Here is a 13,989-nt window from a genome sequence, read left to right on the forward strand (position 1 = left end):
TTCTTTATAAGAAAGTTAATTTATCAATCTTTTAATTTTAATTGCAAAATATTTGCAATATTATATGCAGTTGATACTAAGTTCTCTTTACTTGAAACTTTTAATTCTTCAAAACTTAAATTATTACTAAAAGTAGTATCAAAAATAGCTGTTACTCCATGTGCATAAAGTTTTTCATACCCCTTAGCTAAACTGCCAGCAATTACTATACAAGGTTTATCATATTTTTTAGTATATTTTAAAACTCCCATTATGGTTTTTCCATAAGTAGTCTGCTCATCAACTCTACCCTCACCTGTTATAACTAAATTTGCTTTTTGTATTTTATCTTCTAGGTTTATTAAAGAACTAATAGTATCAATACCACTTGAGAATTTTGCATTTAAAAAACTATGTAAAGCAAAGCCAACTCCACCAGCAGCACCACTTCCTGCTTCATCCTTTGTTTTTTTTATAAGTCTTTTTTCACATAAAACTGCAAATTTTGTAATTAATTCTTCAAGTAAAATAAGTTGTTCTTGTGTAGCACCTTTTTGTTTTGCAAAAATATAAGTTGCTCCCTCTTTTCCACACAAGGGATTTGAAACATCACTTGCTATTAAAATTTTTATATCTCTTAAATATCTAATTTCACTTATATCAAAACTATCAACCAAAGCTAAATCTTTTGCTTTTAAAACTCTTTGGGCTGAAATATCAATATTGTGTTTATCAAAAAATTTAACTCCCAAAGCTTGTAACATCCCAAGTCCAGCATCATTAGTAGCACTTCCACCAATTCCAATAATTAGTTTTTTAGCACCTCTTTTTACACTATGAGCTATTAATTGCCCAAGACCAAAAGAAGTAGAATTTAAAATATCTCTTTTATTTTCATCTACTAAAGTTAGTCCTGTTGATTTTGCCATTTCAATAAGAGCAGTGTCTTCATCAATAAAAGCATACTGTGATTGTATTTTTTCTCCCAAAGGATTTAATACTTCATCTTTAAAAATAGTACAATCTTTTAAAATAGAACAAACTGACTCTAAAGTTCCCTCACCTCCATCAGCTAAAATAACTTTTTCATATTCTGCTTCATTAAGGATTTTTTTTAAACCTTCTTCTATACACAAAGCTACCTCTTTTGAAGATAAAGTACCTTTAAATGAGTCACTGGCAATTAATATTCGCATTTAAACTCCTATAAGTATAATTAAAATCTAGTTAATGCTTTTTGCATATTTTTATATAAAGATTTATATTGTTCAGAATTTAATCGTTTTTTATAGGAAAGTATTAATAACTCTAAAGGAAGGGCGTCTTTTCTAAAAGGAATTTGATAATGCCTATATTCATTTATATAAAAATCAAATCTTTTATAAAAATCAAATCTTTTTTGAGTAATTATATTTGTAATTTTTTCTATTTCTAAAACTACATTATCTTTATCTTTTAAAAACTCTGTTAAGATTTTACTACCATAAGATTGTCCTCTTAATTGTCTATTTATAGCTAAATGTTCAATAAAATAAAACTCATCTAATTTCCAATAGAAAAGTATTCCAACAATTTTTTCATTATCTATACAAGTAGTAGCATTATAAGAAGGTTCACTAAATAACTCAAGTTGTTCACTTAATAATCTCTTTTCTTCTTTAGGAAAGGCTTCTTCATATATCCCCCAAGAGATTTGAAAGTTTTTATCCTCAGCACTGTTAAGTTTATAAAATTTCATTAAACTATCCTATATATAAGATAAGAATAGTTTAACAATAATATTTAAAAATTATACTTATAAGAAATTTTAGTTATTAATAAATCGCCATTTTTCAGGCTTATTTTTTAAAAAGATTTCTCTTACATTTTGATAATAAGTTACATTTTTAAAATCTAACTCTTTTAAGGCTTTTTTATATCTAAATCTAATATTTTCCCAATTAGTAGTATCATCGTGATCATTTAAGACTTGATTTTCTATCCACTTTAACTCTGTATCTAAATCTAATATTTTACTATTTGCTGATCTTGGATAATCACTATCAAAAGATACTTCAAAAAAGATTTTATTATTATTTTTATTTACCCAAATAATATCGTCTTTAGTTAATAAATTACCAACTTCATCAAAAAGCTCTTCATTTTTTTGTAAAATATCAATAACATCAGGCATATTATCAGTAATATTTGTAATTCTACTTGAAACAATAACTTCAGATATCTCTTTTGCTAAATTCACACACTTACCCTTTTTTTTTAGAAAGTATATATATTATAGCAAAATTTAAAGAGATTAATAACTATTTTATCTCTTTTTTTATAACTTTATTTTACTTTTGCCTTAAAATAGGCATTTTTTACATTAAATTTTCTACTTTATATTATCTTAAATTCAAATTAATTACGTTAAAATTTTAAAAAACTATTATTAAGTACTAACATGAAAAAACATATTTTAGAACAATCACTTATTTTTTTTAGTGTAACAAAATGGGTTTTATTATCTTCTTTTATTGGTGTTACAATTGGATTTATTATTACATTCTTTTTAAATATAATTCACAATGCAGAACAATCAAGGGATCTTTTACCTTTTCATTATTATTATCTTTTGCCTTTTGCTTTAATGCTAAGTTTATATTTAGTAAAAAAATTTGCTCCTAATGCAAGAGGACATGGAACAGAAAAGGTAATTGAAGCTGTTCATAAAAAAGATGGGAAAATAGAAGTTGCTGTAATACCTATTAAACTTTTAGCCACACTTATAACGCTTTTTGCAGGTGGTTCAGCAGGTAAAGAAGGACCTGGTGCACAAATAGGAGCAGGAAGTGCTTCTTTTATCTCTGAGCTTTTTAAATTTTCTAAAAATGATAGAAAAAAATTGGTTATTTGTGGTATAAGTGCAGGTTTTGCTTCTGTTTTTGGAACTCCTATTTCAGGAGCAATTTTTGGGGTTGAAGTTTTAATTGTAGGTATTATTATGTATGATGTTTTATTACCTTCATTTATTGCTGGATTTGCAGCTTATACTACGGCTAAAATATTAGGTGTAAACTATACATATTTTAATCTGCATTTTTCACAAACTATTCCTTTTGATATAACCCTAATCTTTCAAGTAATTATTGCTGGTCTTTTTTTTGGAATTATTTCAGATTTTTTAGTAACTGCTTTTAAAAAATCAGATTATTATATAAAAAGAATAAATATAAATATCTATTTAAAAGCTTTTTTAGGTGGATTATTTTTAGTAATTTTATCTTTTTGGGTAGGAGATAGATATTTTGGATTGGGATTAAATACTATTTCAGATGTTCTTTATTCCGACCCAAGCTTATCACAAGATATTCCTTGGTATGCCTTTATTTTAAAAACTATCTTTACTTCTGTAACTTTATCAGCAGGTGGTAGTGGAGGTGTTATTACTCCAATTTTTTATATTGGTGCAACTAGTGGACATTTTTTAGGTACCCTTTTTGGGGAGAATATGGCACTATTTGCAGCTTTAGGATTTACAAGTGTATTAGCAGGTGCTGCAAATGCTCCAATTGCTGCAACTATTATGGCAGTAGAGCTATTTGGTGTTGAAATAGCTCATTATGCTGCTATTAGTGCTGTAATTAGCTTTTTAATTACTGGTCATAGAAGTGTATTCTTTTCACAAATATTAAAAATGAATAAATCAGATATGCTTAGTATAGAATTTGGTAAAGATTTAGAAAATAACGATATTCATCTTTCAACAAAAAGTAAAGAAAAAATAATAAAAATGAAAAAAATTTTAAGAAATTTAAGAAGAGATACAAATAATGAAGAGACAAAAGAGAAATAATCTCTTTTGTCTTAAAGTTCCAATTTAGTTAAATACTCTTTAAAAGTAAAAGAGTTTTTATTATCTTTTTGATAATCATTAATTAAATTTCCAATAAATTCCCCTACTTCATTTGCAGGAACTTTTAATTTAGAACCTTCAGCAAATCTACTTTTTGAAGTTCCTTCTAAATGTCCACCTAATTGTACCTCATAAGCATCAACTCTATCACCTTCAACTCTTGTTTTACAACCAATTAAACCAATATCTGAAATTTGAGGGTGAGAACAGGCATTTCCACATCCAGAAATTGAAATCATTAATTGTTCATTAAAAGTTGGAAATTTTTCTTCAAGATATTTAATTAAAGAACTTGCATAAGTTTTAGTTTCAGTAATTCCAAATTTACAGAATTGTTTTCCTGTACAACTTTGAGTTCTTGCTCTAAATGTATTTGGTCTATAAGAGTATCCTAAAGTTTCAAACTCTTGGGCTAAACTTAAAGCTACTTCATCTTTAACTCCATAAACAATAAAGTTTTGTGTAGTTGTTAATCTTATACCTTTTGCATTGTATTTTTCAATAATTTTTGCAAAAGAAGCAAAATCTTCTCCGGGAATTCTTCCTGCAAGTGTTGCGAAACCTATATAACTTTCACCTTGAATTTTTGATTTATTTATACCAAAATGATTTCTTTTTTCAATAGGTGTAATTGTTGGTTCTTCTAAACCTTCTTGTAATTTGTAGCCAATTTTATTTTCAATTTCTTCTACAAATTTTTCAACTCCCCAATCATTAATTAAGTGTCTAACTCTTGCTTTATTTCTATTTTGCCTATTTCCATTATCCCTAAAAATTTCAGCAACTGCAACAGCAACATCTTTTATTTGCTCTTTTTTTACATATCTATTTGCTCTATAAGCAATTTGTTTTGATTTAGATAATCCTCCACCAATTGTTAAGTCAAATAAAACTTCTTCATCTTTTTTAAATGCAGTAAATGCAATATCTTGTATTTCATGCCCACAGCAATGACAAGCACACCCACTAATAGATAATTTATATTTTCTTGGGAAATTACAAAATTCATCTTCATTTGTATCAAAATATGTATCTATTTCTTTTACAATTGAAGTTACATCAATTATCTCATTTTCATCTAAACCACTTACAGGACAAGTTACTATTGGTCTTGGACCATCTCCTGAAGCCATTCTTGAAGTTAAACCAACAGAATTTAACATATCAAAAATTGTAGGTAAATCTTTTATTTGAATAAAATGAAATTGTACATTTTCTCTTGTTGTAAAATCCACTAATCCTTGTGCATATTTAAGAGCAATTTCTCCCATAACTTTTAGTTGTTCTAAATTCATTGAAGCATCAACTAATTTTATTCTTTTCATAAAATAGTTTTTATCTTCTAAATTATCATGATTAATATGAGGATACATACCATACCATTTTAATAAACCAATATAATCAGAACTTAAAGCAATTCCTTCTTGTGCCTCTTTATAAATATCATCAATTACTCTTAAAGGATTTCTTGAAGCCTTTAATTGTTCTAAAGCTGATAATTCTTTTTCCATAATTATTCCTATTAATCTCTATTTTGTTATTATTACAGTGTAAAAATATTTTTTATAATTTTATATAAAATAAATTTATCTTAATTATAAGTTTATAATATTATATTTTTTTTTTACTTAGATTAAAGATTTTTTAGGAATAAAATAATATAAATGGATAAAATAAGTTACATAAATGGATATTCAAAAGAACTACAACAAAAAGTTTTAAAATTAATTGAAGAAAATAATTTAGGCAAATACCTAAAATCAAAGTATCCAACTTGCCATAATATCACTAATAATAAACTACTATATACTCATGCAGTAAGCTTAAAAAATGAATTATTAAATAATAAAATTCCTCTTTCTAAAATTGAGTATGATAGTAAAATAAATAGTGTTGAGAATGCTTTAGGCTTACATACTTTTATTTCAAGAGTTCAAGGAAATAAATTAAAATCAAAAAATGAAATAAAAATTTCAACTCAAGTAAAAACTGCACCTTTAGAATTTTTAAATTTACTTATTATTCATGAATTAGCTCATTTTAAACATAAAGAACATAATAAAGCTTTTTATAATTTATGTGAATATATGATGAGTAATTATTTTCAAATTGAATTTGATTTAAGACTATATCTTACTTATTTAAAACTCTTTGGAAAACTTTATTAGATTACTTAAATCTTATACTTTTTTAATTTTAGTTCTACTTTTTACTAAATTACCATTTTTTATTATTTTTTATGTGGAAAAAAGTAACAGTAAAAAAACAAAAAGTAAAATTTCTTTTTTAAAAGTTTTAAAAGCCCATAAATTAGGTGTTTTTGCATAATAATTAATAATTTTAACACAATAATAACAAATTAACTATATATTTTTTATACAATTTGTAATTTATATTGGGTAAAAAGTAATCATTTCTATTCAAAAAGAATTACGTATATAAAGTATATTACAAGTTTAATTTCTATTTAAATCTTTTTGTGGGAAACTAACACAAATTAAATTTTTAAATCAATAATTTGGAGACATTATGAAAGCATCTGATTTATTTATCAAGGCTTTAGAAAATGAAGGTGTAGAATACATTTTTGGTATTCCTGGTGAAGAGAACTTAGACCTACTTGAGTCTTTAAGACACTCAAAAATCAAACTAATTTTAACAAGACATGAGCAAGGTGCAGGTTTTATGGCTGCAACTTATGGAAGATTAACAGGTAAAGTTGGTGTATGTCTTTCAACTTTAGGCCCAGGTGCTACTAACTTTGCTACAAGTGCTGCTTATGCACAACTTGGTGGTATGCCAATGATGATGATTACAGGGCAAAAACCAATTAAAAAATCTAAACAAGGTAGATTTCAAATTGTAGATATTGTAAGAATGATGAGACCAATGACAAAATATGCAAAACAAGTTGTTAATGGTAATAATATTCCTTCAATGGTAAGAGATGCATTTAAAATTGCTACAATTGAAAGACCAGGTGCTGTTCATATTGAATTACCAGAAGATATTGCTGCAGAAGAAGCTGATGATAATGTATATCCAGTAAGAGACCTAAGATACCCAAGAGCTGATAAAACTGCTATTTTAGAAGCTGTAAGAATGATTGAAGAAGCACAAAGACCACTTATCTTAATTGGTGCAGGTGCAAATAGAAATAGAATAGGAAATGCTTTAACTGATTTAGTTAATGATACAGGTATTCCATTCTTTACTACACAAATGGGTAAAGGTGTAGTTGATGATAATCATAAATTATGTTTAGGAACTGCTGCACTTTCAGCAGATGATTTTATCCACGCTGCAATTTCAACAGCTGATTTAATTATTAATGTAGGTCACGATGTAATTGAAAAACCACCTTTCTTTATGAAAGAAGGTCCAGATGCTACTAAAGTTATCCACTTTAACTTCTTCCCATCTGAAGTAGATGATACTTATTTCCCACACTTAGATGTTATAGGTGATATTGCTGGAAGTATTGAAGATTTAAATAGAGCTTTATCTCCACAAGCACACTGGGATTTTGATTTTTATAAATTAGTGATTAAAACTATCAATAAAAGATTAACTAAATATTTTGGTGATATGAGATTCCCTATCTTACCACAAAGAGCTGTTAAAACAATTAGAGATATTTTAGCTCCAGAAGATATTTTAACTTTAGATAATGGAGTATATAAAATTTGGTTTGCAAGAAACTATAAATGTGCTAGACCAAATACACTATTATTAGATAATGCTTTAGCAACTATGGGTGCAGGTCTTCCTTCTGCAATGGCTGCAAAAATGGTAAATCCAGATAAAAAAGTTATTACTGTTTGTGGTGATGGTGGATTTATGATGAACTCTCAAGAGTTAGAAACAGCTGTTAGATTAGGTCTTGATATTACTGTTGTTATCTTAAATGACAATGCTTATGGTATGATTAAATGGAAACAAACAGGAATGGGATTTGAAACATTTGGTCTTGACTATAACAACCCAGATTTTGTAAAATATGCTGAAGCGTATGGTGCAATTGGACATAGACCACAATCTTGTGAAGAGTTTACTGAAACTTTAGAAAAATGTGTTAATTCTAAAGGTGTTCATGTAATCGATTTAGCAGTTGATTATTCATTAAATCATGCTATTTTAAATGACCTAGTTAAAAACGCTGAAACATTATTAGAAGAAGAAGGAGTAAGTAATGAGTAAAACAATAGAAGTTACATCACCATTTGATGGTAGAGTAGTTGGAGAAGTTCCATTTAATTCAACAGAAGAAGTACAAGCTGCGATAGATTTAGCACATACTACTTTTCTAGATCATAAAAATGCTCTACCAAAATATAAAAGAGTTGAAATTTTAGAGAAAGTTGTACAAATTATGTCTTCACAAGTTGAAGAATTAACAATTCTTTGTGCAAGTGAAGGTGGTAAACCTTATATGGACTCTAAAGTTGAAGTTCAAAGAGCTATCAATGGTGTAAAACTTGCTATTGAACATTTAGGTGCATTCGAAGGTAAAGAAATTGCTATGGGGCATACTGCTTCAAGTGCAAATAGAATGGCTTATACATTTAAAGAACCTATTGGTGTGGTTGCTGCAATTTCTGCATTTAATCACCCATTTAACTTAGCAGTACACCAAGTAGTTCCTGCAATTGCTGTTGGTTGTCCTGTTGTAATTAAACCTGCAACTGCAACTCCTATGAGTGCAATTAGATTAGTTGAAATTTTAGAAGAAGCTGGTCTTCCAAAAGGTTGGGCGCAAGCTGTAGTTTGTGGAAGAGAAGGTGGAGAGTTATTAGCAACTTCACCAAAAGTTAATTTCTTAACATTTATTGGTTCAGGTGCAGTTGGTTGGTACTTAAACTCTAAAGTTGCTAATGGAACAAGAGTTGCATTAGAACATGGTGGTGTTGCACCAGTTATTGTAGAAAAAGATGCAGATATTGATGACTTAATTCCATCAATTGGAAAAGGTGGTTTTTATCATGCTGGTCAAGTTTGTGTATCTGTACAAAGAGTTTATGTTCATGAATCAATTTGTGAAGAAGTAGCAACTAAATTAGCTACTTATGCTTCTAAATTAATTGTTGGTGATCAATTAGACCCTAAAACTGAAGTTGGACCACTAATTAACCATAATGAAGTAAATAGAGTTGAAGAGTGGGTTAATGAAGCAGTTGAAAAAGGTGGAAAAATTTTAACTGGTGGAAAAAGAATCTCTGATTCTTGTTTTGAGCCAACAGTTATTTTAAATCCAGCTGATGATGCTTTAGTATCAACTAAAGAAGTATTTGGACCAGTTGTAGTTATCTATTCATACTCAGATATTGAAGAAGCATTTGATAGAGCTAATTCTTTAGAAGTATCTTTCCAAGCTGCTGTATTTACAAAAAATATTGATACAGCTTTAAGAGCAGTAAAAAGATTAAATGGTACTACAGTTATGGTAAATGACCATACAGCATTTAGAGTAGACTGGATGCCATTTGGTGGAGCAAAAGCTTCAGGACTTGGTCTTGGAGGAATTCACCACTCAATGGAAGAAATGTCAAATGAAAAAATGATGGTTATTAAATCTTCTGTACTATAATTTTTAAAAGAGGTGAAGTATTTTCTTCATCTCTTTTTTATAAATTTTTTCTTAACTTATAATCCTTACACTTATCTATAGTTTTTATTAATCTTTTTTTGTTATCATTAGCTTTATGAAAGAGAAAAATTTACAGTTACACAAAGAGTATATACACTATAAAAACCTTAAAACTTATATTCCTATAAACTTTTGTAAAATTCAAGAAAATGATACTTGGGTTGAAGCCATTTTATATAAAGCTGATGATGAAAGTTTGTATGTTAGAAGTAAAGCTGAATTTATAAAAAAATTCTCTTTAAAAAACTAGTAATTTATTTATAAAGCAATATTTAGATATATTTCCAAAATATTTTAAATGTAAAATAATGCTTTAATTATGGAGTATAAAAGAATGAATTTACACGAATATCAAGCAAAAAATCTTTTTAAAAAATACAATATTCCAACTACAAATGGCAAATTATTAACTCATTCTTCTCAATTAGATGATATTTTTAATATCTTAGGTGAAGAAAATCTTGTAATAAAAGCCCAAGTACACGCTGGTGGAAGGGGAAAAGCTGGTGGTGTTGTAATTACAAAAACAAAACAAGAAGCAAAAGAGACTGTTAATAAACTTTTAGGAAGTAAACTTGTAACTTATCAAACAACAAGTGAAGGGCAACCTGTTAACTCTTTATATATAGAAAAGCCTTGTGATATAGAAAAACAATTATATTTGGCTTTTATTATAGATAGAAGTAGTCAAAGAGTAACTATTATGACTTCAACTGAAGGTGGAGTAGAAATAGAAGAAGTTGCAAAAAATAATCCTAAAAAGATTATGAGAAATAAAATTAATCCTGTTGTTGGGATTATGCCTTATCAATGTAGACAAATTGCCTTTGATTTGGGTTTAGATGACCATCAAGTAAATCAAATGATTCCACTTTTACAAAATATGTATAAAATGTTTTTAGAAAATGATTTATCATTAGTAGAAGTAAATCCCTTAGTTATTACAACAAGTGGTGATTTAGTTTGTCTTGATGCAAAAGTTCAAGTTGATAACTCAGCACTATATAGACAAAGAAAATTAAATGAAATTAGAGATGAAACTCAAGAAGACCCAAGGGAGTTACAAGCAGAAAAAATGCAATTAAACTATGTTTCTTTAGATGGAAATATTGCTTGTATGGTAAATGGAGCAGGTTTAGCTATGGCTACTATGGATTTAATTAAATCTCATGGAGGAGAGCCAGCAAATTTTCTTGATGTTGGTGGTAGCACTAATGAACAAAGAGTTATAGAAGCTTTTAGAATTATTTTATCAGATACTAAAGTAAATGGTATTTTAATAAATATTTTTGGTGGAATTGTAAGATGTGATATTATTGCAAATGGTATTATTGCAGCAGTTGAAAAAATGAATATGGATATTCCACTTGTAGTTAGACTTGAAGGTACAAATGCAAAAGAGGGACTAGAATTAATTAGAAACTCTGGATTAAATATTATTGAAGAACAAGATTTAGATAAAGCAACTATAAAAATTATTGAATTAACTAAAGGTAACTAATGGCTATTTTACTTGATGAAAATACAAAAATAATGTGTCAAGGTATGACAGGGGCACAAGGTACATTTCATACACAAAAAGCACTTGAATATGGAACAAATATGGTTTGTGGTGTTGTTCCTAAAAAAAGAGGTTTAACTCATCTTGGATTACCAATATATAATAGTGTTAGATGTGGTATTGATTTAACAGGTGCAAATGCAAGTATTATTTATGTTCCTGCACCATTTTGTAAAGACTCAATTATTGAAGCAGCAGAAAATGGTATTGAATTAATTGTTTGTATAACAGAAGGTATACCTGTTAGGGATATGCTTGATGTAAAAGCTGCTGTTGATGCAAATGGAGCAAGATTAATAGGTCCAAATTGTCCAGGAGTTATAACTCCAGGAATTGGTAAAATGGGGATTATGCCAGGTGAAATTCATAAAGTAGGAAGTGTTGGTATTGTTTCTAGGTCTGGAACACTAACTTATGAAGCAGTAAATCAATCAACTATTGCTGGGTTTGGGCAAAGCACTTGTGTTGGTATTGGAGGAGATCCAATTCCAGGAAGTGATTTTATAGATATGCTAAAATTATTTCAAGAAGATGAACAAACAAAAGCAATTGTTATGATTGGTGAAATTGGTGGAACAAAAGAAGAACAAGCAGCAGAATATATTAAAAAATATATAACAAAACCTGTTGTCTCATATATTGCAGGAGTTACTGCACCAAAAGGTAAAAGAATGGGCCATGCAGGTGCAATTATTGATGGTGGTAATGGAAAAGCTGAAGATAAATATAAAGCTTTAGAAGCAGCAGGAGTTGCAACAGTTAGAACAATTACTCAAATCAAAGATGCTTTATTAGAAGTTCATCCAAAATATTAAAAGATAAAAAAGAGCTAACTTTTTTATCTTTTTTACTTATATTAAATCCCTCATTTTAAAATCATTTATGATAAAATCTCTGCAAATTTATAATAATGGATAACTATGAAATTATCACAAGAACAAATTGATGAGTTTAATTCAAATGGCTTTTTATTAATTAGAAACTTTGCTTCTAGTGAACTATGTGATGAAATTTTGCAAAAAGCAAAATACCATTTAGAAAATATAATAGAACCAATTGAGAGTGAACAAGAATACTTAAGAATAGAAGATAAAAATAATATAACAGTTAGAAGATTAAGACAAGTATATGATAGAGAAGAAGTTTTTAAACAATGGATGACAAATAAAGAGATTAGACCTATTTTAAAACAACTTTTAAATGATACTCCTGTTCTTACTTTAGCTCACCATAATTCAATTATGACAAAAATGCCAAAGGATAGCTCAAGAACAACTTGGCATCAAGATAGAAGATATTGGAATTATGAAAATGATAATTTATTAAGTGTTTGGTTAAGTTTAGATGATGAATATCTTGAAAATGGGCTTTTAGAGTTTATTCCAGGTTCACATAAAATAAAGTTTGAAAAAGAGCAATTTGATGAAACAATAAGTTTTAAAGACAATATACCACAAAATAAGCAGTTAATTAAACAAGCTGTTCATTTTAATTTGCATAAAGGAGATATTGTTTTATTTCACTGTAAAACTCTTCACCATGCAAATAAAAACAATACTTCTAAACCAAAAATCTCTTTTGTATATACAGTAAAAGCAAAAGAAACTAAACCTATAAAAGGTTCTAGAAGTGAATTTAAAGAAGTAATCCTAGATTAAAAGAGTTTCTCTTTTAACTAGGTTCAGGAAGTCCATGAGGAGTTGGTTTTTTATTATAATCTAAAGCAACCATTACAACTTCATCAACAGTTACTATAACTTTATTTGTAGTTTTGTTTTTCAATTCACATTTTACAGTAATTGAAGTTCTACCAATTTTTATTAATTCAGTACCAATTACTAAAATATCTCCAATATTAGCTGGACTTTTAAAAGTAACTTCACTCATTTTTACTAAGGCTAATCTTGTAGTTCCTAGTTTATTTGCTGCATATATGATAACTTCTTCATCAATCCAAGCTAAGGCTTGTCCACCAAATAATATTCCAGCAGCATTTAAATGAGGATACATAACTAATCTTTGTGTACCATATTCCATATTATAAAAACCCTTTTATCAATTAATTGTCAAATTTTATCGAAATTATACTATATAAAAAGAGTTTTTTATCAAAACTATTAAGATTAGTTTTTATTTTATAGGAAAGTAAAGTTCATAAGATTTTGGGATATTTTTAAAACTTTCCAAATCTTTTAAATATAAACCTTTGCTATTTAAAACATAAGATACAATTACTTTATTATATTCAAGTACATTTTCATCTTCTAAATACTCATAAACATTTACCCATTTAGCATCTTGTATTTCATAAGTATCTTTAATTTTAATTTCATAACTAAGTGGCTTTGCTTTACATAAAACATATAAATTTGATTGGGAAAATTGATGGGGATAAAAATGTCCTAAACTAATTATTGATTCAAATTGTACCTCAATTCCTGTCTCTTCAAAAGTTTCTCTAACAGCAGCAGCAGAAATAAGTTCCCCATTATCAATATGTCCACCGGGAAGTTTATATCCTGCTTTTGAAATTCTCTCTTTTATTACAAGTAATTCTTCATTATCATTTATTACAACTACCCCTACTCCTAAAGTATGATTAGCAGCAGTGGGAATAATCGCATTTTCAACTAGTTTTTTTACCATAAAAACATAGTCATTTTCACAAGTATGAAACTCAAAACTATATTTTACAGCAATAGGAATAAACTCACTTTTATTTATATCAATAGTAATCCAAACCAATCTTCTATTTTTTTGTTTTGAAATAAAAAGTAGTTTTTCTAAGTTTTTATCAAAGCTTTGCTTATCTTTTGGAAATGAATTTTTATCAATTGTAATACCATTAAAAGGATCTAAAACAACTTTAAAACCCTCAATTTCTTCAATATAATCACTCATAAAATATCC

Annotated in this window: 14 protein-coding genes; 8 read left to right on the forward strand and 6 right to left on the reverse strand. The window is 27.7% G+C overall.

Annotation, left to right across the window (positions count from 1 at the left end; genetic code table 11):
• Nucleotides 1-23 precede the first annotated feature (23 nt).
• The 3 genes from AMYT_RS11740 to AMYT_RS11750 form a co-directional block, all read right to left on the reverse strand.
• A complete protein-coding gene (locus AMYT_RS11740; RefSeq protein ID WP_114842712.1) occupies nucleotides 24-1,175 on the reverse strand; it encodes a glycerate kinase in 1,152 nt (383 codons plus the stop codon).
• Between the two features lie 20 nt (nucleotides 1,176-1,195).
• On the reverse strand, nucleotides 1,196-1,717 hold the full coding sequence (locus tag AMYT_RS11745) for a GNAT family N-acetyltransferase (protein WP_114842713.1): 522 nt from the start codon (nucleotides 1,715-1,717) through the stop codon (nucleotides 1,196-1,198).
• Between the two features lie 69 nt (nucleotides 1,718-1,786).
• Nucleotides 1,787-2,218, reverse strand: a complete 432-nt coding sequence (locus AMYT_RS11750) for a hypothetical protein (RefSeq protein WP_114842714.1) — start codon at nucleotides 2,216-2,218, stop codon at nucleotides 1,787-1,789.
• Between the two features lie 201 nt (nucleotides 2,219-2,419).
• Here AMYT_RS11750 and AMYT_RS11755 point away from each other — a divergent pair, with 201 nt between their 5' ends.
• Nucleotides 2,420-3,811: a chloride channel protein gene (locus AMYT_RS11755; protein ID WP_114842715.1), complete on the forward strand. Its 1,392-nt coding sequence runs from the start codon at nucleotides 2,420-2,422 to the stop codon at nucleotides 3,809-3,811.
• A gap of 11 nt (nucleotides 3,812-3,822) precedes the next feature.
• Here AMYT_RS11755 and AMYT_RS11760 read toward each other — a convergent pair whose 3' ends face one another.
• Nucleotides 3,823-5,382: a nitrite/sulfite reductase gene (locus tag AMYT_RS11760; protein ID WP_114842716.1), complete on the reverse strand. Its 1,560-nt coding sequence runs from the start codon at nucleotides 5,380-5,382 to the stop codon at nucleotides 3,823-3,825.
• A gap of 153 nt (nucleotides 5,383-5,535) precedes the next feature.
• On the opposite strand from AMYT_RS11760, the gene AMYT_RS11765 reads away from it, so the two are divergent.
• From AMYT_RS11765 to AMYT_RS11795, 7 genes are all read left to right on the forward strand, one after another.
• Nucleotides 5,536-6,039: a M48 metallopeptidase family protein gene (locus AMYT_RS11765; protein WP_191287669.1), complete on the forward strand. Its 504-nt coding sequence runs from the start codon at nucleotides 5,536-5,538 to the stop codon at nucleotides 6,037-6,039.
• A gap of 361 nt (nucleotides 6,040-6,400) precedes the next feature.
• Nucleotides 6,401-8,071: an acetolactate synthase large subunit gene (locus AMYT_RS11770; protein WP_114842717.1), complete on the forward strand. Its 1,671-nt coding sequence runs from the start codon at nucleotides 6,401-6,403 to the stop codon at nucleotides 8,069-8,071.
• Complete coding sequence (locus AMYT_RS11775) at nucleotides 8,064-9,458, forward strand: aldehyde dehydrogenase family protein (RefSeq protein WP_114842718.1); 1,395 nt, start codon at nucleotides 8,064-8,066, stop codon at nucleotides 9,456-9,458. Before AMYT_RS11770 ends, AMYT_RS11775 begins: the two co-directional genes overlap by 8 nt.
• A gap of 115 nt (nucleotides 9,459-9,573) precedes the next feature.
• The gene (locus AMYT_RS11780; protein WP_114842719.1) at nucleotides 9,574-9,768 is read left to right on the forward strand and encodes a DUF1653 domain-containing protein; all 195 of its coding nucleotides are present in this window, start codon (nucleotides 9,574-9,576) and stop codon (nucleotides 9,766-9,768) included.
• Between the two features lie 84 nt (nucleotides 9,769-9,852).
• Nucleotides 9,853-11,019 carry an ADP-forming succinate--CoA ligase subunit beta gene (gene sucC / locus AMYT_RS11785; protein WP_114842720.1) on the forward strand — a complete coding sequence of 389 codons (1,167 nt, stop codon included), beginning with the start codon at nucleotides 9,853-9,855 and terminating at the stop codon, nucleotides 11,017-11,019.
• Nucleotides 11,019-11,894, forward strand: a complete 876-nt coding sequence (gene sucD / locus AMYT_RS11790) for a succinate--CoA ligase subunit alpha (RefSeq protein WP_114842721.1) — start codon at nucleotides 11,019-11,021, stop codon at nucleotides 11,892-11,894. The genes sucC and sucD overlap by 1 nt, the downstream gene beginning before the upstream one ends.
• A gap of 105 nt (nucleotides 11,895-11,999) precedes the next feature.
• Nucleotides 12,000-12,737: a phytanoyl-CoA dioxygenase family protein gene (locus tag AMYT_RS11795; protein ID WP_114842722.1), complete on the forward strand. Its 738-nt coding sequence runs from the start codon at nucleotides 12,000-12,002 to the stop codon at nucleotides 12,735-12,737.
• Between the two features lie 13 nt (nucleotides 12,738-12,750).
• On the opposite strand, the gene AMYT_RS11800 is transcribed toward AMYT_RS11795, so the two are convergent.
• Together AMYT_RS11800 and AMYT_RS11805 are read right to left on the reverse strand one after the other, a co-directional pair.
• On the reverse strand, nucleotides 12,751-13,116 hold the full coding sequence (locus AMYT_RS11800; RefSeq protein ID WP_114842723.1) for an acyl-CoA thioesterase: 366 nt from the start codon (nucleotides 13,114-13,116) through the stop codon (nucleotides 12,751-12,753).
• Between the two features lie 93 nt (nucleotides 13,117-13,209).
• Complete coding sequence (locus tag AMYT_RS11805; protein ID WP_114842724.1) at nucleotides 13,210-13,980, reverse strand: NUDIX domain-containing protein; 771 nt, start codon at nucleotides 13,978-13,980, stop codon at nucleotides 13,210-13,212.
• Nucleotides 13,981-13,989: the final 9 nt, after the last annotated feature.

It is taken from the genome of Malaciobacter mytili LMG 24559 (genome assembly GCF_003346775.1).
Lineage (GTDB): Bacteria > Campylobacterota > Campylobacteria > Campylobacterales > Arcobacteraceae > Malaciobacter > Malaciobacter mytili.

Excerpts from the sequence above, each read along its gene's own strand:
- AMYT_RS11780 (WP_114842719.1), top strand. The coding sequence starts at position 9,574 with ATGAAAGAGAAAAATTTACAGTTACACAAAGAGTATATACACTATAAA.
- AMYT_RS11775 (WP_114842718.1), top strand. The coding sequence starts at position 8,064 with ATGAGTAAAACAATAGAAGTTACATCACCATTTGATGGTAGAGTAGTT.
- AMYT_RS11745 (WP_114842713.1), bottom strand. The coding sequence starts at position 1,717 with ATGAAATTTTATAAACTTAACAGTGCTGAGGATAAAAACTTTCAAATC.
- AMYT_RS11755 (WP_114842715.1), top strand. The coding sequence starts at position 2,420 with ATGAAAAAACATATTTTAGAACAATCACTTATTTTTTTTAGTGTAACA.
- AMYT_RS11760 (WP_114842716.1), bottom strand. The coding sequence starts at position 5,382 with ATGGAAAAAGAATTATCAGCTTTAGAACAATTAAAGGCTTCAAGAAAT.
- AMYT_RS11805 (WP_114842724.1), bottom strand. The coding sequence starts at position 13,980 with ATGAGTGATTATATTGAAGAAATTGAGGGTTTTAAAGTTGTTTTAGAT.
- AMYT_RS11795 (WP_114842722.1), top strand. The coding sequence starts at position 12,000 with ATGAAATTATCACAAGAACAAATTGATGAGTTTAATTCAAATGGCTTT.
- sucC (WP_114842720.1), top strand. The coding sequence starts at position 9,853 with ATGAATTTACACGAATATCAAGCAAAAAATCTTTTTAAAAAATACAAT.
- AMYT_RS11765 (WP_191287669.1), top strand. The coding sequence starts at position 5,536 with ATGGATAAAATAAGTTACATAAATGGATATTCAAAAGAACTACAACAA.
- AMYT_RS11740 (WP_114842712.1), bottom strand. The coding sequence starts at position 1,175 with ATGCGAATATTAATTGCCAGTGACTCATTTAAAGGTACTTTATCTTCA.
- AMYT_RS11770 (WP_114842717.1), top strand. The coding sequence starts at position 6,401 with ATGAAAGCATCTGATTTATTTATCAAGGCTTTAGAAAATGAAGGTGTA.
- sucD (WP_114842721.1), top strand. The coding sequence starts at position 11,019 with ATGGCTATTTTACTTGATGAAAATACAAAAATAATGTGTCAAGGTATG.
- AMYT_RS11800 (WP_114842723.1), bottom strand. The coding sequence starts at position 13,116 with ATGGAATATGGTACACAAAGATTAGTTATGTATCCTCATTTAAATGCT.